The sequence below is a fragment of the Paenarthrobacter sp. YJN-D genome (assembly GCF_015040335.1).
Taxonomy (GTDB): Bacteria; Actinomycetota; Actinomycetes; order Actinomycetales; family Micrococcaceae; genus Arthrobacter; species Arthrobacter nicotinovorans.
Window position 1 is genome coordinate 407002 of the sequence record NZ_CP053549.1, and the last position, 22315, is coordinate 429316.

A 22315-nucleotide genomic window follows, 5' to 3' on the forward strand; every position below is an offset into this window, starting at 1 on the left:
TTCCAGGGGGAGCCTGGTTTCCCAGGCTCCCCCTATTTCGGGCGGCTACTTCTTGTTGGCCGCGTCCTGGGCGGAACGAATAAAGTCGTTGCCTGATGAGCCGTTGAGAGTCAGCTTCTGCCCGGCTTGGGAGAGGCCAGTGGCAAGCGCGGTCCATGTGTTGGAATACGTGCGTGGTTCACTGTTGGTCTTGACGTAGGCCGCGATGTCGTTGACGGTCTTTGCCTCTGGAGTGGAGAAGAACGGTTGCTGGTAGGTGGCGGCACGGGTGGGTACCTCACCGCCGGTTGCCATCAGCGCACCGGCTTCCGGCCCGGTCATGTACTCGATAAACTTCCAGGCAGCCTCGGTGTTTTTACTGCCGTTTCCGATCCCCAGGGTCCATCCAATGGTGGTACCTGTCGTGTCGCCGGTACTCGCCTTCGGCAGGGCCGTCCATTTGAGGTCCTTGTTCTGCGAGCCGAAGGAAACCGCTCGTTCTGTGCCCAGGACCGCCATCGCGACAGTGCCGCTCGCCATGCCGTCAGCTACCGTGCCGTACGTGTCGGATACGACGTTGCTACCAAGAGCCTTTGCGTCCCTGAGCTTGGCCAGGAAGTCACCAAACTCGTTGCCTTTGTCCGTCGCGAAATCAGCTTGACCATCCTTGTTCCAGATTTCCTGATCCACCTGGGACATGAAGCAGTTAAAGAAGGTACTGATGATGGCCGAGTTATCTGTGTCCGAGAAGCCCGTCCCGAACCCGGTAAAGCCAGCGGCAGCAGCTTTCTTGGCGACTTCGACAACCTCGTTGTATGTGGTCGGGACGGCCGCGCCGATCTGGCTAAGGATCTTTTGGTTGTAGTAGAGGGCACAGGTTCGGTATTCGTACGGCACTGCAACAGGCTTGCCGTCGGGCCCCGCAAGAGTGTCTGTGGGACGCAGCCAATCAGTTACCTTCGAGGCGGCGTCCGGCAGAGGGGAGTAGACGCCGGCAGATGCCATCTGGGGAACGACGGGAGTGAACATCTTGAAGACATCAGGGGCCTGACCTGCTGCCGCGGCCTGAGGGAGTCTGTTCAACATGTCGCCCAACGAAACGACGGAGAGGTTGATCTTGATGTCCGGGTTGGCCGCCTCAAACTTGGCAATGTTTTCCTTCAGTGCCTTTGAACGCGGATTAGCCTGGCTGGGATCGAGGAAGTCCCAGTAGTTCAGAGTCACGGGACCTTTGGGTTCCGAAGCTGAGGGTGAACAGCCGCTGAGGGCAAGGCCGGCCACAACGGCTGTTACGAGCGCCAAGCCCCATCGCTTTTTGATCATGAATTTCTCCTGTGAATGGGTGTGCTGATGTGGGAGCATGCCGTGCTCAAGCGACGCGGGCTAAATGCGGGACTTCGACGGTAGGGAGAAGCCGATTGGTTCATCGAATCTCTCCTTTGAGATCGGTTGCATTTTCAGAAGTAGGACTGAGATCGGTTGCTGAGATCGGTTGCACTAAATTTAGGGCCGCGGGATGGCTCTGTCAAGGAAAGATTCGATATAGATCCGGAACGGACTAAATCCCTGACTCAGCCCTGGGCGTCGACCTTTGAAAGCCGGAACCTTTCGGAGCCCACAAGCACGGGTTGAGCAGCGCAGAGTGAACAGCCCGTGGCTGGGCGTGCTGGTCTGACGTGGAGAAGTTCCAGCCGGAAATCCCGTCACCCGTGGTGGGCATCAGGGCTCTGACCCAAGATCCTCCGCCTGCTGTCGATCAATCAGGGGAGGCCGCTGCGGGCCTTAGCAAGCGATCACGTTAACAGCGAGGCCGCCGCGGGACGTTTCTTTGTACTTGCTTTTCATGTCTGCTCCTGTCTCGCGCATCGTCTTGATGGCTGTGTCAAGCGAGACGTGGTGGACGCCGTCTCCGCGCAGGCTGATCCGCGCAGCGTTGATGGCTTTGTTGCTGGCCATGGCGTTGCGTTCGATGCACGGGATCTGGACCAGGCCACCAACGGGGTCGCAGGTCAGCCCGAGGTTGTGTTCGATACCAATCTCGGCGGCGTTCTCTACCTGCTGGGGTGTGCCCCCCAGAATTTCGCACAGCGCGCCCGCTGCCATGGAACAGGCTGAGCCGACTTCCCCTTGGCAGCCGACTTCGGCGCCGGAGATGGAGGCGTTCTGCTTAAACAGGACACCTATGGCAGCTGCGGTGAGGAGGAATCGGATCACTGCTTCTTCGTTGGCTCCGGGTGTGAACATCATGTAGTAGTGCAGCACCGCTGGAATGATTCCGGCAGCGCCGTTGGTGGGGGCGGTGACGACGCGTCCACCCGTGGCGTTCTCTTCGTTCACCGCCAGGGCAAACAGGTTCACCCAGTCCACTGCACGCAAGGGATCGCTGGTGTCGTCTTTCGCTTGCAAGTCCGCCAGCAGCCGCGGCGCACGACGGCGGACCATCAGGTTCCCGGGCAAGTGTTCTTCCGTTCGGCTACAGCCGCGTGACACGCACTCTTTCATGGTTTCCCAGATGTGCATCAACTGCGCGCGGGTTTCCGCCTCGCTGCGCCAAGCGCTTTCGTTGGCGAGCATGACGTCGCTGATGGAAAGGCCTTCACGCTTGCAGTGGGCCAACAGTTCCTCGGCGTCGGAGAACGGATAGGGGAGTTGTATCGTCTCGGGACGCGAGTTCCCAACGTCATGCTCATCAACGACGAAGCCGCCGCCCACTGAGTAGTAGACGCGTTCGCTCAGCACTCTCCCCAGATTGTCGAAGGCTTGGAACCGCATGCCGTTTGGATGCGCAGGCAATGACTTGCGCAGATGGAGCACCACGTCCTTGCTTCTGTTGAAGGTGATCATTCGGCGCCCTGCAAGCAATATCTTCCCGGCCTCAGTGGCTTCGTTGACCACAGTGTCTGCCGTGGTTGTGTCAACGGTTTCCGGCGACTCGCCCATGAATCCCAGGATGACCGCCTTATCCGAGCCGTGCCCGCGTCCGGTAGCCCCCAGCGAACCGAACAGCCCAGCATGAAGGCGATCAACGGCGTCGAACTTTCCTTCCCTCTCCAGTACTTCGACGAACGCGCGGGCCGCGCGCATCGGCCCCACGGTGTGGGACGACGAGGGGCCGATTCCGATTGAGAAAAGGTCAAGGGCACTTAAAGCCATGGCATACCTCCGGTGCAGATTTGGTGTGGGGTCTGCTACCAGCTTGGGTGCGAATGCGGTCAGCGTCTATCGGAAACTTTTGAACAGAACGTCAAGCAGAACTTAACAATTCGCCTGGACTCCCGCGCGCGTCACGCTTTGGGGCGGGCGTCAGTCGCTTTCCGCAGTTCGTCGACGACGGCCGCTACTGCCGGCGATTCCCGGCTGGCCGCCCGGTGCAAGACAATGATGTTGCGGCCGCAGCTTGGATCTACGCGACGCACCACCAGGTCGTCCGTTTCCCGGCCAAGGTTCAGTTCACTCATCAGGGCGACCCCGAGGCCACCACGGACCAATCCCAGGGTGGCCATCAGGTTTCGACAGTGGGCTATGACGTTCGGCTCGAATCCAGCGTCACGGCAGGTTTGCAGGACGAATTGCTCAAAAATGCTGCCTTCCTGGTCCAGGATCCACCGTTCATCGGCGTAGTCGGCCAGCGTCGCAGCGTCCGGTGCCTCCCGGTCCTGGGGGAGACAGAGGATGATTTCATCGCGGGCCAGAATAGTCTTTACGAGCCCCTCATCCTGGATGTCGTGCAGGTCATCCAGCACTGCGACATCGATGTGCCCTTCCCTCAACTGGGCCACACTTTCGAATGGTTCGAGGTCGGACACGGTGATGTCGAGTCGCGGGTAGCTGGCCTGAAGGGACATGACGGCGGCGGGGAGCACCGTGCTGCAAAAGCTGGGGAAAGCGCTGATGGCGAGGTGTCCACGGACATCTGTCTGGAGCTTCTTTAAGTTCGCCTCGGCCGCCTCAACTTCAGCAGCTATCCGGCCAAAATGCTTCACCAGCATGACTCCGGCTTCCGTCAGCCGCACTTTCCGGCCGGCACGGATCAGGAGCGCCAGCCCGGCCTCCCGTTCAAGCACGGCCAACTGCTGGCTGACCGCGGAGGTTGTCATATGGAGCTTGGCGGCAACGGCCGTCATGGTTCCCTCAACCTCAAGGGTCTTGAGGATTTGCAGGCGTCGGATATCGAGCACGGGACCTCCCAGAGTTTAGGACCACTTAACCTCAGAACTGCGGTCTCAGCTACTTTCCGACGACGGGTGGACGAATCCCAGCGTCGCGGCCCCTTGTTCATCGATGAGCCGGCCGAGGTGCTTGCTCATCCTGAACACCACGCTGCGGTCAACGATGCGGGCGCTCGGCACGGCAGCTTCCATGGCAGCCTCGAAGCGCATGACATCGGACATTTCCTTCAGCCAGACCGCCACCACCAAGTTGTACTGGCTTGCGACGGCCAGCGCCGTTCGGGCTTCAGGAATCTTAGCCATGAGCCCCTTCATCTGCTGAACGTGCTTGGCGGCGGTCCGCATGAAGTACCAGGCGTAGACAGGCCAACCCGTGACCGTGCGTGCGACGTCCGTGCGTATCCGCAGCATGCCATCGGCGCGCATGCGGGCCAGCCCATCCGCGACGCGCTGTTCGCTGAGTCCATGTTCTGCGGCAATGCGGCTGACGGGGCGCCGCCCATCTTCGGCCAGGCAATGGCGGAGCGCTGCTTCGACATCAGGGTGCACGGTCCGCGGCGCCCGTGCCCGTGGTGGGCGGGGGCGGGGGACCCTGGCTGCCTCCTGCGGTGTGAGGGCGCGGAGTCTCCAATCGGAGGCCTCCATGACTACTTCGGTAACGAGATGGGTCTGGGTGTTCCTGACGCCTTCCAAGCCGCCGATGCGGTTGGTGACTGTGTCCCAGATGGAGAGCGGGGTGTCGGCGAGGACCGTAGCCAACAGATCCCGTCCGCCGGAGGTGTGGTCGAGGGTCATCACTTCCGGGATCTGCGCCAATTGGCGGGCCACGTCGCCCGTTTGCTGGGGTTTGCAGGTGATGTCCACCAGGGCCGATGCTCCGTCGGGGAAGATGCCGGTGACCCACGCGAGCCCGCGTTCCCGCAGCGAGTCCCAGCGCCTGGCGAGGGTTACGGCGTCGACTCCGATCAGGGGGGCCAGTTCACTCCACGGCGCCCGACCTTCGATCTGAAGAGCATGGATGAGGCGCTCCTCGAGTGGATCAAGCATGTTTTCCGGCATAGAAGACAGAATAGCCACGGAAAGCTGCAATTTCATCAATTGGAAACACGGCACTTCCATGATGTTGTGATCCCGTTCACTTCTCATCACATCGGAGCGCACATGCGTACAACGGCGCAGAAATCCACTACGGCGGCAGGAGCCGTCGGTTTCCTGGTGGTCATGGAGCTTGGCAGTGGCATACTTCAGGGCTGGCTGAATCCTCTCTTCTCTTCCATAGGTGAACACCATGGAGTTTCGGCAGCATCGCTGAATTGGATCAGCGCCGCCTACTTGCTGGCGACAGTGCTGGTGGTCCCTTTGCTGTCCAAGCTGGGTGACATCCACGGCCACAAGCGGATACTCATGATCTCCACGGCTATCGTTGCCGCGGCTTCCGTTTTGGTTGCCTTCGCCCCAAACTATGAACTGTTCCTTCTGGGACGTGCTATCCAAGCCCCGCTGGCCGTTTTCCTCCCCTTGGAATTCGCCATCGTCCATCAACGCGACTCTGAACGCTCCGGGCGAAGCATCGGCAGGCTCGTGGCGGCGTTGACCCTCGGCGCAACCATCGGCGGTCTCCTGGCCGGAATTGTCCTCGACGCGACTGAGAGCCTTTCCATCACTCTGCTGATGCCGGCGATCTTCATGGCCCTGTGCGTTCCTGGCATCGCGTTCTTCGTCAAGGAAAGCCCGCTGCGGAGCGAAGGGCGGGTGGATTATCTCGGTGCTGCACTGCTTGGCGGTGGCTTGGCTGCTCTCCTGGGAGGCGCTTCGAATCTCTCAACGTGGCCGCCGCTGACCACGGCCCTCGCGATGGCGGTCGGCATCGCCCTCCTGGCCGGCTGGGTGGTTTCAGCCCGCAGGACAGAACACCCCCTGGTGGACCTCACCATGCTCCTTCGTGGCGGCATTGGCCTTCCGATTGTCGTCGCCTTCCTTTACGGCGCGCAACTGTTCGGCGCCCAAGCACCCATCTCCGTCTACCTGCGCTCCGATCCGGCCACGCTTGGATTCGGCTTCGGCGCTGCTGCCTCTGCCGCGGGAACAATGCTCAGCATCATGGCTCTTGCGGCCTTCCTGGGTGCCTCGCTCAGCGACCGGGCATCCCGGCTGATCGGCGGCCCACGGAGTGTTGCCCTTGGGGGAGGGCTCAGCGCCATCGCGTACGTCCTCATGATTCTGGAGCCGGGTACCCTGGTGACCTTCGCGGCGTGGCTCGTCATGGCCGGACTCGGCGCGGGGCTGGTCAGCGGCACGCTCCCCACTTTGGTGGTCCAGCGGGCAGCAGCCGATTCAGTGGGGATCGCCTCGGGGTTGTACAACACAGCCCGCACCGCCGCCGGAGGAGTCGCCGGTGCTCTTTTCGCGCTGCTGATGGCAGCACTCACCACACCAACAGCCGCCGGAACGCGGGCGGCCACCGAACTGTCCTTTCACGCCGTTTGGTGGATCTGCGCCGCAGTCTGCGTCCTCTTCGCCGTGGCCGTTCTGTTCATCCGGCCTGCCCGGGCCACACCGGTCGAATCAACCACATCGTCATCGAATGCAGACGACGTCCTCGAACCTGCCAACTAATCCACCTCGACACGAAGGATCAACAATGACCGTTTCCATCGACACCACCTCCCAGGACACCTTGCGCGACACCGTACGCGAGTCCGCTGCCGCCGTCGGGCCTTCCATCCTTGAACTTAGCCACAAGGTCCATGCACTGGCAGAGATCTCCTGGGAGGAACACGACTCAGCTGCGGCCGTGGCCGCTGTCCTCCGCGACGGCGGCTTCGAGGTGACCGAACGCGCCTATGATGTTCCGACGGCGATCGAGGCCGTCTACGGCACCGGCGAACTGACCGTGGTCATCTGTGCCGAATACGATGCCCTTCCCGAAGTCGGCCATGCGTGCGGGCACAACATGATCGCCGCAGCCGGCGTCGGCGCTGCGCTGGCCCTTAAGCCCGTGGCCGACGCCGCCGGACTGCGGATCAAACTCCTCGGCACTCCCGCGGAGGAACACGGCGGCGGAAAAGTCTCGCTGCTTCAGGCCGGAGCGTGGGAGGACGCAGCGTTCTCCCTTATGGTGCATGGCATGACGGGCGCTGAGCGGAGTGCGGCGGCCATTGGTATGGCCGCCGTCGAGCGCTTCGAAGTGCAGTTCAAAGGCAGCGAAGCCCACGCAGCCGGAGCCCCGGACAAGGCCATCAACGCAGGCGCGGCGGCGAGTCTGGCGCTGATGAACATGGCCGTCCTGCGGCAGCACCTGCCGGAGAACGCAAACACCAACGCGTTCATCTCGCACGGCGGCGGCGCCACCAACGTCATCGCCGGCGACTCCACGGTTCAGGTGGAAGTCCGCGCGGGAGACGTTGATGTTTGGCGGGACCTCAAGCGGCGCGTCCTCGCGTGCTTCGAAGGTGCGGCCATCGCCACCGGCTGCACCTGGACCCACCGGCAGACCGAACACCCCTACGCCCCGCTCAATACCCACGTCGGGCTGGGCGAAGCATGGGACGCCAACATGGAAACCGTCGGAAGGCCCGTGGACACGACGCCCATCTTCGGGGGCGGTTCCTCCGACATGGGCAACGTTTCCCAGGTAGTCCCGTCCGTGCACGGCATGGTGGTGGTCCGCAACAGCACCGCGGTCCCGCACCACCCGGACTTCACCGCCGCCGCCATCTCACCGGAGGCGGACGAAGCCATACTCGACGGCGCCACCGTCCTGGCACTCACGGTTCTGGATGCGGCTCTGGATACCTCACTCCGGGCCGAACTGCTGGAACTCCAGGCTGCGCGGGTTCCCGGCGCCACGACGGTGACGCTGGAAGCCTGATTCCCGGAGGTTGACCGGTGGCGTCTCTTAGTCGAAACGCTAAGGGGCGCCACCTCGTCGCGGTCGGGCCGTGCGCAGTGCGACGGGGACGGCTTCGTTTGATGCAAGACATACGAAGTTGCCGTGCCCTGCTACCAGACCCCGGGCTAATCGGATGTAAATGAGCAGTGGGGACAATGTCCACCCTTTCCACCACGGATTGCCCCGTTCTTCCGCCGGACTGCCCCGGATTCCGGAGGTTTCCGCCACTTCCCAGTGTTTGTTATCGCAACCCGCAAATCTGTTGACACGGAACGAGATCCTTACAGTTGCCGACGTGATTCAGGAGCGCAGCGACCTCACTGCCTGTTGTTCTTCACGATGAACGACGCTAAGATTGCAGCAACCACCGGGATCAACACAGTTAGTGTCGCGCTGAGAATGTTCTGGGAATCTCCGAGCAGGCCTCTGATCCCAAGGGTTGTCAGCCCCACAAGCAGCCCGAGTCCAGGCCAGTAGATCCGGTGCTTCGTTGAGGTCGTGTGGCGGTCGGGCGTCTTAGCAGCTGGTTGCACTCTTGGTTCCTGGAAAGTTAAAACCGTTATAGCCAGCGGCGGGCTGGAATTGTCCGTCGGCCTGTTCGTGGTGCGTTGACATCGTAAACGGCAACTTGTCGTCGACGCCTCCAGCATTGTCAGGGGCCTTGGCCCGGAAATTCCCGGCAGATACGCTCTGATGGGTGGCAGCCATCGCCGGTACGGGCGCCCTCAGGCCAGAAACAAGAACCAAACCCAAGCCGTGCAACAACACGTTCTCACGATTCAATCTTTCCCTCGAATCTGCTCGATCTCCGTTCCCGATGCCACCGCACCAACATCGGAACCAAGAGGCCGTTTGACGAGCGGCATCGACTCTATCTTCGGCGCGGGAACCTTGCTGGATCGCTATCTAGTAGTGCAATCAAAGGCGTTACCGTGACGCTTCCGGAAGTGGGGAACCCGCGTCCCGGCCGCCCGGCGCATCGAGGGAGAGCCGCGCGTGCGTCTACGTCTGGTCGAACGTCAGGCCGAGCAGGGCGTTTTCGGTGACCTCCGGTAGTGCGGGGTGGATCCAGTACTGCTTCGCGGCAAACTCGCGGACGTCGAGGTCGAAGGCCAGGACGGTGATCATTTGCTGGATCAGCGTTGAAGCCTGGGGGCCCATGTAGTGGGCGCCCAGGAGTTTGCCGGTGTCCTTGTCAGCGATGAGTTTGCATATGCCGGTTGTGTCTTCCATTGCCCAGCCGTACGCGACGTCGCCGTAGGCCTGGATTTTGACGGTCACGTTGTGACCCTTTTCGCGGGCCTGGGACTCGGTCATTCCGACGGTGGCGATCTGGGGGTGTGTGAAGGTAGCGGCAGGGACGTTGTCGTGCGGCATTTTCTGCAGGTTTCCCGGGTTCAGCAGGTTGTGGCGCACGGCGCGCATTTCGGCGTTGGCGACGTGTTTGAGCATGTAGGGGGAGGAGACGTCGCCGAGCGCCCATACACCTGCGGCGGAGGTCGACCGGCCATACTCATCTACTTTGATGCGCCCGCCGCCTATGGTCTCGATCCCGGCGGCGGACAGGTCCATCAGGTCTCCGTTGGGGGTACGTCCGGTCGCTACCAGAAGTACCTCCCCGGTGGCGGTTGAGCCGTCGTCGAGCCGTATGGTGATGCCGCGGTCATTCTGTTCGGCGCTGACGGTAGTCCGGCCGGCCCGGACATCGAAACGCTCTGCGGCGAGGTCGTTGAACGGGTCGTGCAGGTCGTCGTCGAGGTTCCGCAGGAGGGTGGAGCGGGCAATGATCGTGACATCCGTGCCGAGGGCATCAAAGATGTGGGCGAACTCCATGGCGATGTAGCCACCGCCGATGATGACCAAGGATTTAGGCAACTGCGGAAGCCGCATGATGTCTTCGCTGGTGTAGTAGTGAACGCCTGAGGCGGAGATGACGTCGGGGACGACGGGGCGGGAGCCTGCAGCGATGACGATCCGGTCACCGGAGATGGTCCTCTGGTGGGCCCCTTGGCCGGTGCGCAAGGTGCGTTCTCCGGTGAAAACGGCGTGTTGGTCGTAGACGTCCGTGTTCGGGCTCCGCTGGCTGCGCCGGTATTCCTCGCCAGCGACGGAGATTGGGTCTACGCGGTCCTCGAAAATGCGGCGGACGATGCCGGGCCAGTCCACGGAGTTGACGGAGGCGTTAAGGCCCAGCCGTGCTGACTCGCGGGTCTCGAGTGCGGTGTCCGCTGTGTGCACGAACATTTTTGTTGGGATGCATCCGGCGTTCAGGCAGGTGCCTCCGAACGATGCCTCCTCAATGATCGCGATCGAATGGTCTTCGAAACCGGGCCCGGGAATGGAGTTCCCGGAGCCGGTGCCAATGATGACCAAGTCATAGTGGCCATCTACGGCGGTGCTGCTGGTGACGGTGTGCATGTGGTCCTTACTGCGGGTTTACTTCCACCCTAATGAACCCGACGCCAACAGGTCTCATGAGCCAATGGCGGGATGTGTACCCTGACGCCCGGATCCTTCGCCGAACAACTGAGTACGGGAGGGTTCAACGAGCAACACGACGCAATCGGCAAGTTGACCATCGCCTTAGGCGCCCGTGGACAAGCGGCGAACCCAAGGCGGGTCCAAGTTTTCATGATGAATCATCTCTTGTGGTGGCAGGCGGTCGCCGGGGGGGGAGGCCCTGGTGCAAGGCACTGCTGCCGGGTAGTATCGCGCGGGCCAGCGTGATCACGAAGGCCGTTTTTTGGCCTCGAATCCCGCGCTTGAATACAGCACTACGGAGCTCACGGAGGCCTCAATCACATGAACAAAGCCATCATCAAATGTCCTCACTGCGGCAAGTCGAACCGCGTTCCGGCCGCCGCCGACGGCCGGCCGCGCTGCGGGAGCTGCCACAAGGACCTGCCTTGGGTGGTTGAAGCGGGCGACGACGACTTCAGCGCGATCGCCGAACGGTCCAGCGTTCCGGTGTTGGTGGACTTTTGGGCTGTGTGGTGCGGACCCTGCCGGATGGTGAGCCCCGTGCTCGACCAACTGGCACACGAACGCGCCGGTCGCATCAAACTCGTGAAGGTCGATGTGGATCACTCGCCGCAGCTCTCTGCCAGGTTCGCCATCCAGGCGGTGCCGACGTTGATGGTCATCGTTGACGGCAATATCGTGGCGAGGCAGGCCGGCGCGGCTCCCGCGCCGGTGTTGAGGTCCTGGTTGGAGGAGGCACTCTCGAAGTAGTCCGGGAACAGTGGACGACGGCGGCAGGGGCGGCGCCCCGCCGTCGTGCCTTTACGGCTGCGCGCGTCAGGTTCATGCCGCGAATCCGCGGGATACAGGGCGCGACCCTACGCCGAAGAAAGAGTGTTGACAGAGTTCAAGTAACGTGGGTAACCTGAGTCACATGTCCGGAAAGTAACGCGCGTTACCAACGCTGCTTTCCACCCCGGGCCGGCCGAACAACAACGTTGGGCGCAGACCTGGATGAGCGAAGAACACCGGAGCATTCGATGGCGAAAAGCACCAACCCAGACACCCCCGTGGCTGTGAAGCAGCGGGGAGTCACCATGAAAGACGTAGCCAAACACGCCGGCGTTTCCCGGACAGCTGTTTCGTTTGTGCTCAGCAACCGGGAGAACGCAAGCATCTCCGAAGAAACCCGCGCCAGGATCAACGACGCCGTGCAGGAATTGGGCTACCGCCCGAACGCCGGCGCCCGTGCGCTGGCATCCCGCCGTAGTGACTGGTACGGGATCGTGACGGAGATCGTCACGGCTCCGTTCGCCGTCGACATCATCAAAGGAGCCCAGGACCAAGCCTGGCTTGACCGCCGGTTCCTGCTCATCGCGCCCTCCGACCAGGCCGATGCCGTGGGACCCAACGAGGGCCTGGAAGATGCTGCTACTGAGAAGCTATTGGAACAACGGGTGGAAGGACTCCTCTACGCAGCCACCTTTCACCGGGGCGTTCACGTCCCCGAAAGTGCAAACGAAGTCCCCACAGTCCTGATCAACTGCTTCGACGCGGACGGGAAGCTGCCCTCGATCGTCCCGGATGAGCGGGCGGGGGGACGGGTGGCCGTCGAACGCTTGCTCCAAGCAGGCCATACCCGGATCGGTGTCATCAACCTGGACCCGGCCATTCCTGCGGCAGTAGGGCGTTTGGAGGGTGCCCGCGAAGCACTCGCCGTCGCCGGACTGGAGCTGGACCCCGAACTGGTGGTGTCCGGGTATGCAACGGCCGACGGCGGTTACGATGCCGCGTGCCACATCCTGGACCGCTACCCGCCACAAGAGAGACCGACGGCGCTGTTCTGCCTCAATGACCGCATGGCGATGGGCGCTTATGACGCCATTAAGGAACGGGGCCTGACCATCCCCGGGGACATCGCCGTGATCGGCTTCGACAACCAGGAACTCATTGCGGCCTACCTGCGGCCCAAATTGACCACGGTTGCGTTGCCGTTCGAAAAAATGGGCGCCCTGGGCGTCCAAACGCTTGCCGCTCTTACAGCAGGACAGCCGATCCTTGCCGACCAGCAATTGGTCGACTGTCCGCTGCTAGAACGCTCTTCGGTCTGACCGCGAAATCAATGCCGAAGAGCAACCCTTACCCACCCCTTCACCTTGGACGATGAAGATAGGAAAGAGATAACCATCATGACACAACCCCGATACTTCCGGGCTGCCCGGATCACGGCGGCGAGCCTTGCAGTGGGCGCGATGCTGCTCACCGGCTGCACGGCAAACGTCTCTAAAACAGGCACCTCCGACGCCGGAGCGAACGCCGGCGCGTTCCTCACCATCCCGCGGGAGGACATGGGCACATTCGTGCAGAATTTCAACCCGTTCGCTCCCACGGTGAACCCGATGGTCCAGCAGTCCATCTATGAATCCCTCCTCATTTTCAACCCGGCCAAGGGGGACACGGTGCCGTGGCTGGCCACGGAGTGGAAAGCAGCCGAGGACGGCAAATCGGTCACCTTCACGCTCCGTGACGGTGTGAAATGGTCCGACGGGCAGCCCTTCGTGGCTGATGACGTTGCCTACACCTTCGAACTCCAGAAGAAGATCAAGGGCGGCTTTGAGTACCTGGACACCGTCACCGCCGAGGGCAACAAGGTCACTTTCAACTTCAATAAGCCGTGGTCGCCGGCCCTCTACGACGTCGGCCAACTCAGCATCCTGCCCAAGCACATCTGGTCCGCTTTGCCGGACCCGGAGAAGGATGCGAATGCCAAGCCGGTAGGTACCGGGCCGTACACCGAGGTTGATACTTTCCAGGCCCAGTCCTTCGTGCTGAAGAAGAACCCCAATTACTGGCAGCCTGAAAAGCAGAAGATCGCCGGCATCAAGATGCTCGCTTTCGCAGGAAACGACGGCGCCAACCTCGCCGCAGCGAACGGGGACGTGGACTGGGCTCCGCAGTACATTCCCAACATCGAAAAGACCTTTGTTTCAAAGGACAAGGAACACCGCCAATACTGGTTCCCTGCCACCGGTGCCATGATCAACTGGCAGCTCAACACCACCAAGGCGCCGTTCAACGATGTCGACGTCCGCAAAGCGCTGAGCATGGCCGTGGACCGTGACCAGGTCACCAAGATCGGCATGAGCGGTTACGCCAAGCCGGCTGACTGCACCGGGCTCTCCGGTAATTATGAGACCTGGAAGAACGCCCAGGTGAAGGACAACTGCACGTGGACCAACCACGATGTGCAGAAGGCCAACGAGCTTCTGGACAAGGCGGGATACCCCAAGGGAGCAGACGGCAAGCGCACCCTCAAAGACGGCAAGCCTTTCGAATTCAAGATCTCCGTAGGTGCCACATCCTCTGACTGGCTTTCCGTGGCCAACGTCATCTCGCAGAACCTGGCCGAGGTGGGCGTCACGGCCAAGGTCGAGTCCCCGGACTGGGCCGCTGTGGTCGCGGGCTATGAGACCGGCGACTTCGATTCCGGCATCGTTTGGAGCGCCAACGATCCCAGCCCGTACAAGTACTTCAACACCTCCATGGGCACCGCAACGGTCAAACCGGTAGGCACGAAGACGTTCGATAACTACCACCGCTTCGGCGACACGAAGGCCGATGCCCTGTTGGCCGACTTCGTTGCGGAGACGGATGAATCCAAGCAAAAGGACATCGCCAACAAGCTGCAGGAAGAGTACAACGACGCAGCACCGCTGGTGCCGCTGTTCTCAGGCCCTGAATGGGGTGCCTTCAATGACACCCGCTTCACCGGCTGGCCCACTGAGGGCAACCCGTACGCCACGCTGTCCGTCCGATCACCTACGACGGTGCTGGTCCTGACCACCCTGGAACCGCGGAAGTAAATCCCCGCAACTCTTCTCAGTGCACGCCCGGCGGTTGCCCGCTGCCACGACGCCGCCACCTTGCCGCTGAACCGGCCACTGCCGCCGGGCGTGCCCTCTTCACTTTCCGCAATCCCCGCAATTCCCGAATGGAGGGAAACCGTGCGCTTCATCCTGCGCCGCCTTGGTTTCTACCTGATCGCCTTCTGGGCATCCATCACCCTGAATTTCCTGCTCCCGCGCTTCATGCCGGGAGACCCCGTATCCCGCATGTTTGCCCGCTCCCAGGACCGAATGCAACCGGAGCAGATCGAGGCCCTGCGAAAGCTGTTGGGCGTTGACGACCGGCCCATCTGGGAGCAATACATCGACTACCTGCACAACATCTTCACCGGCCAGATGGGGGTCTCCATCTCCCGATTCCCCACGCCGGTCACCGAAGTCATTTCGTCCCAGATCGGCTGGACGCTGCTACTGGGCGGAACCGCGCTGGTGATTGCCGCCGTCGTGGGTAACCTGCTGGGCGTCCTGGCCGCATGGCGGCGCGGCGGAGCGATCGACTCTGCGCTCCCGCCGGTGCTGGTTTTCATCGGCTCGTTCCCGTACTTCTGGCTCGCGATGGGTGCGCTGTACCTGTTCGGGGTGGTGCTGGGTTGGTTCCCGATCCGGCATGCGTTCACCGATGGTTTGGAGCCCGCGTTCACTTGGGAGTTCATCGGCGACGTCGGGGCTCACCTGGTGTTGCCGGCGCTGACGATCGTGCTGGTCTCCATTGGCGGCTGGATGCTGGGAATGCGCAACACCATGATCGCCACGAATTCGGAGGACTACATCACCATGGCCGAAGCCAAGGGACTCCGCCCGGGCCGCATCATGCTTCGCTACGCAGCACGCAACGCCATGCTGCCCTCGGTGACGAGCTTCGGGATGGGACTGGGATTCGTGGTGGGCGGTGCGCTGCTCACTGAAGTGGTTTTCGCCTATCCGGGCGTCGGCTACCAACTGCTGAACGCCGTCCAGGGCCTCGACTATCCACTGATGCAGGGCTTGTTCCTGACCATCACCGCCGCCGTGCTGCTAGCCAACTTCCTGGTGGACATCCTCTACGTCCGCCTCGACCCGCGCGTGCGCAGCAACTAGAGGACTGATCATGACAACCGCACTTCTGAAGCAGCCCACTCAAGCTCCGGCTGCCCGCAAACCCAACCGCAGCTTCGTCCACGGACTTCTCACGAACAAGAAAGCCTTGCTGGGCATGACCGTGATGATCGTATTCATTGCGCTGGCCCTCCTGGCGCCGGTGTTGTTCCCCGGCGATCCGTCACGTATCACCGCGATGGCGTCCCTGGAACCGGATGCAGAGCACTGGCTGGGGACTACCGCCAAGGGACAGGACGTGCTGGCGCTGACTGTCCACGGCTCACGGAGTTCCCTGTTCGTGGGACTGACGGTGGGTCTGGCGTCCACTTTCATCGGCATTCTCGTGGGCCTGGCCTCGGCGTACTTCGGCAAGTTCATTGACGAAGCCTTGTCCCTGGTCACAAACGTCTTCCTGCTTCTGCCCGGACTGCCCCTGCTGGTCATCCTGGCGGCGTTCCTTCCGCCGGGCCTGGGGACTGTGATCCTGGTTCTTGTGGTCACGGGATGGGCCGGTTCGGCCCGCGTCCTGCGCTCCCAGGCACTGTCGATCCGGTCCAAGGACTTCGTCGCTGCGGCCGTCGTGTCCGGCGAACGGGCAGGACGGATCATGTTCCGCGAGATCCTGCCCAACATGGCCTCGATCGTCATGGGCACGCTGCTGGCCTGCGTCATCTACGGCATCGGAGCCCAAGCGGGCCTGGAGTTCCTGGGGCTTGGTGACGTCAGCACGGTCTCGTGGGGCAACAACCTCTTCTGGGCCGGTAACGAAGGTGCCCTGCTGACCGGGAGCTGGTGGGTGTTCGTACCATCCGGTGTGTGCATCGCACTGGTCGCGTTCGCCCTTGCCCTGATCAACTACGCCGTGGACGAAGTCACCAATCCGCGGCTGCGAAAGATCAAGACGCCCAAAACAACACCCACGAAAGCCGAAACGAGCACCGCCAAATGACCATCTCCCAAGTCTCCTTCGGCTCCCACGAACCCGTCCTCGACGTCAAGAACCTCACCGTCAAGTACATCGGAGATACCCGCTCCACCACCGCCGTCGACCGCGTTTCCTTCAGCATCGGCACCGGCGAGGTGTTTGGTCTGGCGGGGGAGTCCGGCTGCGGCAAGTCCACCATTGCCAACTCGATCATGAGGCTCCTGAAGGATCCCGCAAAGATCGCCGGCGGCAGCATTTCCTTCGGCGGCAAGGACGTCCTGGCCATGAGCGCCGAGGAGCTGCGGCGCTTCCGGTGGCAGGACGTGGCGATGGTGTTCCAGTCGGCCATGAATTCGCTCAATCCGGTGATGACCATCGGCGACCAGATCGTGGACATCTTCACTACCCACGCCGGTTACTCCCGGAAGGAATCGTTGCGACGTGCCGGTGAACTGCTGGAGCTTGTGAGGATCGACCCCGCCCGGCTGAAGTCCTACCCGCACCAGCTCTCCGGCGGAATGCGTCAGCGTGCCGTCATTGCCATGGCCGTGGCGCTCAAGCCGTCACTGCTGATCCTGGACGAACCCACCACAGCACTGGACGTGGTGGTGCAACAGGAAATCATGGCCCAAATCAAGGAACTTCAACGCGAGCTCGGCTTCTCCGTCCTTTTCATCACGCACGATATGTCCCTCATGGTGGAACTCTCGCACCGCATGGCCGTCATGTACGGCGGCCGGATCGTGGAAACCGCGAAAGCCCAGGACGTATATGCCGATCCCCGTCACCCTTACACCCAGGCACTGATGGGCGCGTTTCCGCCCCTTACCGGTCCCCGCGTTCCGTTGACGGGACTGCCCGACGGCGTGAAGTTCCGGAACATCCCGGACCTCACCGAGGCAGCACCCGGCCATTTTGTGGCCCCGTTTGGTGCCGACGCTTCGGTGATTGATTCGACTGACTTCGAAGGAGCTGCACGATGAGCCACTCCCTGATGACCCCCTCGGCCGCGTCCAAAACCAGTACCCCTGCCCTTGAAATCCGTGGACTGGGAAAGTCGTTCCCGATTGGCGGTTTGTTCTCCCGCGACTCCGTCCGCGCCCTGCACGACATCGATCTGACCATTGGCAAGGGCGAAATCGTAGCCCTCGTGGGAGAGTCCGGTTCCGGCAAGAGCACCCTGGCCCGCTGTGTGGCGCGGCTCGAGAAGCCGAGTTCGGGGGAGATCCTCATTGACGGCGTCGATGTCCTCAAACGGGATCGGTTCCAAGCGTCCCGGGCCTTCCGGTCCCAATTGCAGATGGTGTTCCAGGACCCCTTCGGCTCCTTGAACCCGGCCCACAGGATCGAGCATTTCCTGCGGCGTTCCCTGGCGATCCACGGCAAGGGCGGTTCCGAGGAGCAGACCCGGCACCGCCTGGAAGAACTTATGACCACCGTCGGCTTGGAACCTGACATGCTGAACTCGTACCCGCACGAGCTCTCGGGAGGTCAGCGCCAACGCGTTGCGATCGCCCGGGCCCTGGCCGTTGAACCGCAGGTCATCCTGGCCGACGAGCCGACGTCCATGCTGGACGTCTCCGTCCGGATCGGCGTGCTGAACCTGATGCGCAAGCTCCGCGACGAGCAAGGCATCTCCATGCTGTACATCACCCACGACCTCGCCTCCGCCCGCTACCTGGCGGACCGGACGGCCGTCATGTTCGCCGGAGAGCTCGTTGAAGAGGGCGAGTCCCTGGATCTGTTGGCCAACCCTGCGCACCCCTACACCCAACTGCTGGTCTCGGCCGTGCCGGATCCGGCCAGGGCCGGCTCGTACGATCCCGTCCGTCGGGCCGAACTGAGGCAGGCGGTCATGGCCTCGACGTACTGCATGTTCGACGGCGACCCGGACCAGGCCTGCTCGGCTGAGGAACCCGTCCGCCATCGGGTGGGGGACCCCGAAAACCGTCACTGGGTGCGCTGCCACCTGTACCGTCCATGGGCCGCTGCCGGCGTCCACGCCCTGGCGAGTGAACCAATCCAACCCGGCCACCCGGCGTCGACCGCTCAAGATGAGGCTTCCGCATGACTGAAGTGACCCATCCGCTCGCCACGGTTCCGCAGGATGAATTAGTGGCCCGTGCCGAGGCAGATCCACTAAGGCCGCGTTTCCACTTCGTCTCGCCGGCCGGTTGGCTCAACGATCCCAACGGTGTCAGCCAATGGAACGGTACTTACCATCTCTTCTATCAGTACAACCCGGAGGGTGCCTTCCACCACCGCATCCAGTGGGGCCACGCCACCAGCACCGATCTGGTCTCCTGGAGTGACCAACCCGTAGCTCTGGAACCGTCCGCGGGACCGGACGCAGAGGGCTGCTGGTCAGGGGTGTTGGTGAACGACGGCGGCACGCCCACCTTGGTGTACTCCGGGCGGTCCGGCGGCAAGGAGTTGCCCTGCGTCGCCGCAGGAACTCCGGACCTGCAGGACTGGACCAAGGACCCCCGAAACCCGGTCATTGGCGCACCGCCGGCCGGTGTGGACATCACGGCCTTCCGCGATCATTGCGTATGGCGGGAGGGAAGCGTTTGGCGGCAGCTGGTCGGTTCGGGGATCCGCGACGTCGGCGGCACGGCGTTTCTTTATGAGTCCTCGGACCTGCGCACCTGGGATTATCTCGGGCCACTGTTCATCGGGGATGCCTCCCAAGGTGATCCTGAAGGCCCTGACTGGACAGGGACCATGTGGGAATGTGTTGATCTTTTCCGTGCAGGACAAGGATCGTTGGGATCTCCACATGCCGGTGACTCGACGGATGTGTTGGTCTTTTCCGCGTGGAACGACGGCGAAACCCGCCACCCGCTGTACTGGACGGGTCGTTACGCCGGCGACACCTTCGAACCCGAGTCGCTGCACCGGCTGGATTTCGGCGGCCGCTTCTTCTACGCACCCCAGTCTTTCCAGGATGAATCCGGCCGGCGGGTCATGTTCGGCTGGATGCAGGAAGGGCGAAGCGACGCAGCCATGGTGGAAGCCGGGTGGTCCGGGGTCATGAGTCTGCCGCGGGTCGCCACGTTGGGCAACGACGGAAACCTGGAGTTCGCACCAGTGCCCGAAATCGGGAAGCTGCGCAGGAGTCACACCCATGTGCCTGCCCAGGTACTGGTGGCCGGAACGGCCATGGATACCGGTGTTTCCGGCAACCAACTCGACCTTGAGGTGGAGTTGCAGCTCTCCGCAGGTGCGGAGCTGCGACTCGGACTGCTTGGATCTGTGGACGGCGCTGAAGAGACGGTGGTCATTCTGGGCCGCTCGGCCGACGGAGGCGCCACCGGCATGCTGCATCTGGACCGCACGCGCAGCAGCCTGGACCTGGCCGTTGATGTGGAGGAGAAGTCCGGCCCCCTTCCCATGACGGACGGCTGGGTTCGCCTACGCATTCTGGTGGACCGGTCCGCCGTCGAAATTTTCGCCAACGGCAAGCCGCTGACTGCCCGCGTCTACCCGACCCAAGGCGGCGGGCGCGTAACACTGGCCGCCACCGAAGGTACGGTGCGGCTCCTCTCCTTTGATGCTTGGACCATGGCCGGGGTGTTCGAAGAAACCCGCAGCCTCCTGCCGGAACGGAAGTGAAACCCATGAAGAATTCATCATCATTCTCCCGCCGCGGACTACTGACAGGCGCCGGTGCGGTTGCTTTGGGCGGATCCCTGGCGCTGTCCGGCCCCGCGTCGGCGGCAGGCAGCCCCTCGAAAGGACCAACCCGGATGCGCCCCGACTATCACTTCAGCGTCAGCGACAACTGGAAGAACGATCCCCAACGACCCATCTACCTGGACGGGGAGTACCACTACTACTACCTTTACAACGCCGATTACATCACCGGCGGGGGCGGCACGTCCTGGCGCCGGGCCACTACAACCGATCACGTAGCGTTCCGGGACCGGGGTGTCGCGATCCCGAAGTTCAGCAACGGCAACGGTGACTGTTGGTCCGGATGCCTGGTGGTGGATGAGCGAAATACTGCGGGATACGGTGCGGGGGCGGTCATAGCACTCGTCACCCAGGCACCGGAAGGGCGCCAGGCGCAGTACCTTTGGTACTCGACTGACAGGGGGCGTTCGTTCAAGCCCGGTAGCGCGGCGCCGGTGCTGCCCAACCCCGGCGTGCACGATTTCCGTGATCCCAAGGTGATCCGGGACGCGGACCGTGGGCGGTGGTTCATGGCCAACGCCGAGGGGCAGAAGCTCGGGTTCTACGCCTCACCGGACCTGCGGACCTGGAAGCGTGTTGGGGAGTTTGTCCGCACCGACCTTGGGCTTCTTGAGTGCCCTGACCTCTTTCGGATGACAGCCGACGACGGCACCTCCCATTGGGTCTTGGGCACCAGCGCGAACGGCAAGGGCCGCGGATTGCCCGCGACGTATGCGTATTGGACCGGCGCCTTCGACGGCAGTTCCTTTACGCCCGACCATGCCGAGCCGGAATGGCTCGATTACGGCTTCGATTTCTATGGCGCTGTGACCTACCCGCATCACACAGAATCGGGTGCGGAGGACCCAACCCTGCGGCGGGCGATCGGATGGGCTAATTTCTGGGACTACCCCCACAACACGCCCACCCTTGCCGCTGACGGTTACAACGGCGACGACATGATCGTGCGTGACGTCCGGCTCAAGCGTGGAAATGGCGCCTACTACCTTTCCTCCACCCCCACGTCCGCGCTGGGTAACCACGTGAAGCGCACACATCGGCTGGGTGATGTGGCAGTTGCCGGTACATACGACTTGAAGGTCCGCTCGAACGCGTACGATCTGAGCTGCGAGGTGGTGTGGGATCCGGCTGCGCCACCGGCCAATCTCGGTTTCGAGCTATGCCGCGCACCAGGAGGAGGCAGACACGTTGCCGCAGGCGTCTACCTGCGCGGGCCCTTCGCCTACGTCAACCGCCGTCCCACCGTCAACCCCACGGCCGGGGAATCCCAAACCCCGGTGGACCCCGCCGCCGGAAGACTCACGCTACGCATCCTGGTGGATCGGACAAGTGTAGAGATGTTCGTCGGCGACGGGCGCGTGGTCCATTCGCACCGGGTCTTCCCGCTCGACGGCGATGACGGCATCCGCCTCTACGCCCACGAAGGTGCGGCCACGTTCCGGGAACTGACCATCCGGGAACTCAAGGTCACGCCGTAGCGCGAAAAGCCCGCCGGCGTTGCCGGCGGGCTTTTCCGGAGTTGACGTCAGGCCGGGTCTGCGGTTTCGGCGCCTAAAGCGTTCTGGAACTGGCTGAGCGTTTCCTTGCGGTAGCCCTCGATGTCACCGTTCAAAGCAAGCTCCGCCAGCTTTTCATGTTCGACGGCAACTTGATGAAGATCGCTGTACGTAGGATGGTCCGCCGCGAAGTAAAGACGCAACTTGTTCTCCCAACCGTTCCACAGACTGTAAAGCGCCGCGTTACCGGAGTGTTCGTAGAAGAGCCGGTGGAACCTAAGGTGGGCATCAATGCTCGCCGGGATATCGTTCGCATCGGTTGCCCGGTAGAGTTCCTCGATGGTCTGCTTGAGAAGAGGCCGTTTCGCATCCCGCAGTGTCGGGGCAGCGAGCTCGGCGGCATAAGGCTCCACCAGCAGGCGGATGGATGCGATCTCGGAGACGTCCCGATCGCTTACCTCCACAACGAAGGAACCACGGAAGGGGACTTTCACCACGAGGCCTTCCTCTTCAAGCTTGGTCAACGCCTCACGCAGTGGCGAACGACTGATGCCGAGATCCGTAGCGATATGCGTTTCCCGCAGCTGTTCCCCGGGAGAGACGGTTCCGTCCAAGATGGCGGTGCGGAGCACCCGGTAGACGCCGTCAGGCGTGGTCGTTCGCTGCTCTTGCCACTCAAACCTGCGATCCACCCTGGGCCTCCTCGTCGATTGTCG

At 62.5% G+C, this 22315-nt stretch carries 17 protein-coding genes; 11 read left to right on the forward strand and 6 right to left on the reverse strand.

Annotation, left to right across the window (positions count from 1 at the left end):
- Positions 1–45: 45 nt before the first annotated feature.
- From HMI60_RS01925 to HMI60_RS01940, 4 genes are all read right to left on the reverse strand, one after another.
- Positions 46–1302 (reverse strand): ABC transporter substrate-binding protein, encoded by a 1257-nt coding sequence (locus tag HMI60_RS01925; protein WP_018778607.1) that lies wholly within the window; start codon positions 1300–1302, stop codon positions 46–48.
- Between the two features lie 459 nt (positions 1303–1761).
- Complete coding sequence (locus HMI60_RS01930) at positions 1762–3132, reverse strand: L-serine ammonia-lyase (protein WP_055976338.1); 1371 nt, start codon at positions 3130–3132, stop codon at positions 1762–1764.
- Positions 3133–3263: 131 nt separating this feature from the next.
- A complete protein-coding gene (locus HMI60_RS01935; RefSeq protein WP_193590442.1) occupies positions 3264–4157 on the reverse strand; it encodes a LysR family transcriptional regulator in 894 nt (297 codons plus the stop codon).
- Between the two features lie 45 nt (positions 4158–4202).
- A complete protein-coding gene (locus HMI60_RS01940) occupies positions 4203–5195 on the reverse strand; it encodes an Lrp/AsnC family transcriptional regulator (RefSeq protein WP_227453634.1) in 993 nt (330 codons plus the stop codon).
- 114 nt (positions 5196–5309) lie between these two features.
- Here HMI60_RS01940 and HMI60_RS01945 point away from each other — a divergent pair, with 114 nt between their 5' ends.
- Positions 5310–6764, forward strand: coding sequence for an MFS transporter (locus tag HMI60_RS01945; RefSeq protein ID WP_193590443.1), 1455 nt, complete (start codon positions 5310–5312; stop codon positions 6762–6764).
- 25 nt (positions 6765–6789) lie between these two features.
- The gene (locus tag HMI60_RS01950) at positions 6790–8019 is read left to right on the forward strand and encodes an amidohydrolase (protein WP_018778602.1); all 1230 of its coding nucleotides are present in this window, start codon (positions 6790–6792) and stop codon (positions 8017–8019) included.
- 1023 nt (positions 8020–9042) lie between these two features.
- On the opposite strand, the gene mtr is transcribed toward HMI60_RS01950, so the two are convergent.
- Positions 9043–10458 carry a mycothione reductase gene (mtr, locus tag HMI60_RS01955; RefSeq protein ID WP_193590444.1) on the reverse strand — a complete coding sequence of 472 codons (1416 nt, stop codon included), beginning with the start codon at positions 10456–10458 and terminating at the stop codon, positions 9043–9045.
- Between the two features lie 384 nt (positions 10459–10842).
- Here mtr and trxA point away from each other — a divergent pair, with 384 nt between their 5' ends.
- The 9 genes from trxA to HMI60_RS02000 all read left to right on the forward strand — a co-directional run bounded on the left by trxA (position 10843) and on the right by HMI60_RS02000 (position 21581).
- Positions 10843–11271, forward strand: a complete 429-nt coding sequence (gene trxA / locus HMI60_RS01960) for a thioredoxin (RefSeq protein WP_193590445.1) — start codon at positions 10843–10845, stop codon at positions 11269–11271.
- 326 nt (positions 11272–11597) lie between these two features.
- The gene (locus tag HMI60_RS01965) at positions 11598–12611 is read left to right on the forward strand and encodes a LacI family DNA-binding transcriptional regulator (protein WP_227453635.1); all 1014 of its coding nucleotides are present in this window, start codon (positions 11598–11600) and stop codon (positions 12609–12611) included.
- A 78-nt stretch (positions 12612–12689) separates the two neighbouring features.
- The gene (locus HMI60_RS01970) at positions 12690–14363 is read left to right on the forward strand and encodes an ABC transporter substrate-binding protein (RefSeq protein WP_018778584.1); all 1674 of its coding nucleotides are present in this window, start codon (positions 12690–12692) and stop codon (positions 14361–14363) included.
- A gap of 141 nt (positions 14364–14504) precedes the next feature.
- Positions 14505–15482 carry an ABC transporter permease gene (locus HMI60_RS01975; protein ID WP_018778583.1) on the forward strand — a complete coding sequence of 326 codons (978 nt, stop codon included), beginning with the start codon at positions 14505–14507 and terminating at the stop codon, positions 15480–15482.
- A gap of 10 nt (positions 15483–15492) precedes the next feature.
- Complete coding sequence (locus tag HMI60_RS01980) at positions 15493–16431, forward strand: ABC transporter permease (RefSeq protein WP_018778582.1); 939 nt, start codon at positions 15493–15495, stop codon at positions 16429–16431.
- The gene (locus HMI60_RS01985; protein ID WP_079581308.1) at positions 16428–17390 is read left to right on the forward strand and encodes an ABC transporter ATP-binding protein; all 963 of its coding nucleotides are present in this window, start codon (positions 16428–16430) and stop codon (positions 17388–17390) included. The genes HMI60_RS01980 and HMI60_RS01985 overlap by 4 nt, the downstream gene beginning before the upstream one ends.
- Positions 17387–18478, forward strand: a complete 1092-nt coding sequence (locus HMI60_RS01990; protein ID WP_193590446.1) for an ABC transporter ATP-binding protein — start codon at positions 17387–17389, stop codon at positions 18476–18478. The genes HMI60_RS01985 and HMI60_RS01990 overlap by 4 nt, the downstream gene beginning before the upstream one ends.
- Positions 18475–20022, forward strand: coding sequence for a glycoside hydrolase family 32 protein (locus HMI60_RS01995; protein WP_193590447.1), 1548 nt, complete (start codon positions 18475–18477; stop codon positions 20020–20022). The genes HMI60_RS01990 and HMI60_RS01995 overlap by 4 nt, the downstream gene beginning before the upstream one ends.
- A 134-nt stretch (positions 20023–20156) precedes the next feature.
- Positions 20157–21581 (forward strand): glycoside hydrolase family 32 protein, encoded by a 1425-nt coding sequence (locus HMI60_RS02000; RefSeq protein ID WP_110504167.1) that lies wholly within the window; start codon positions 20157–20159, stop codon positions 21579–21581.
- 47 nt (positions 21582–21628) lie between these two features.
- On the opposite strand, the gene HMI60_RS02005 is transcribed toward HMI60_RS02000, so the two are convergent.
- Entirely contained in the window at positions 21629–22291 is a 663-nt protein-coding gene (locus tag HMI60_RS02005; RefSeq protein WP_110504168.1) for a GntR family transcriptional regulator, read from the reverse strand.
- Positions 22292–22315 lie beyond the last annotated feature (24 nt).

What these genes read in the sequence shown, in the direction of transcription:
- HMI60_RS01925 (WP_018778607.1), bottom strand. Translation starts at nt 1,302, where the DNA reads ATGATCAAAAAGCGATGGGGCTTGGCGCTCGTAACAGCCGTTGTGGCC.
- HMI60_RS01930 (WP_055976338.1), bottom strand. Translation starts at nt 3,132, where the DNA reads ATGGCTTTAAGTGCCCTTGACCTTTTCTCAATCGGAATCGGCCCCTCG.
- HMI60_RS01940 (WP_227453634.1), bottom strand. Translation starts at nt 5,195, where the DNA reads ATGCTTGATCCACTCGAGGAGCGCCTCATCCATGCTCTTCAGATCGAA.
- HMI60_RS01945 (WP_193590443.1), top strand. Translation starts at nt 5,310, where the DNA reads ATGCGTACAACGGCGCAGAAATCCACTACGGCGGCAGGAGCCGTCGGT.
- HMI60_RS01950 (WP_018778602.1), top strand. Translation starts at nt 6,790, where the DNA reads ATGACCGTTTCCATCGACACCACCTCCCAGGACACCTTGCGCGACACC.
- mtr (WP_193590444.1), bottom strand. Translation starts at nt 10,458, where the DNA reads ATGCACACCGTCACCAGCAGCACCGCCGTAGATGGCCACTATGACTTG.
- trxA (WP_193590445.1), top strand. Translation starts at nt 10,843, where the DNA reads ATGAACAAAGCCATCATCAAATGTCCTCACTGCGGCAAGTCGAACCGC.
- HMI60_RS01965 (WP_227453635.1), top strand. Translation starts at nt 11,598, where the DNA reads ATGAAAGACGTAGCCAAACACGCCGGCGTTTCCCGGACAGCTGTTTCG.
- HMI60_RS01970 (WP_018778584.1), top strand. Translation starts at nt 12,690, where the DNA reads ATGACACAACCCCGATACTTCCGGGCTGCCCGGATCACGGCGGCGAGC.
- HMI60_RS01980 (WP_018778582.1), top strand. Translation starts at nt 15,493, where the DNA reads ATGACAACCGCACTTCTGAAGCAGCCCACTCAAGCTCCGGCTGCCCGC.
- HMI60_RS01985 (WP_079581308.1), top strand. Translation starts at nt 16,428, where the DNA reads ATGACCATCTCCCAAGTCTCCTTCGGCTCCCACGAACCCGTCCTCGAC.
- HMI60_RS01990 (WP_193590446.1), top strand. Translation starts at nt 17,387, where the DNA reads ATGAGCCACTCCCTGATGACCCCCTCGGCCGCGTCCAAAACCAGTACC.
- HMI60_RS01995 (WP_193590447.1), top strand. Translation starts at nt 18,475, where the DNA reads ATGACTGAAGTGACCCATCCGCTCGCCACGGTTCCGCAGGATGAATTA.
- HMI60_RS02000 (WP_110504167.1), top strand. Translation starts at nt 20,157, where the DNA reads ATGCGCCCCGACTATCACTTCAGCGTCAGCGACAACTGGAAGAACGAT.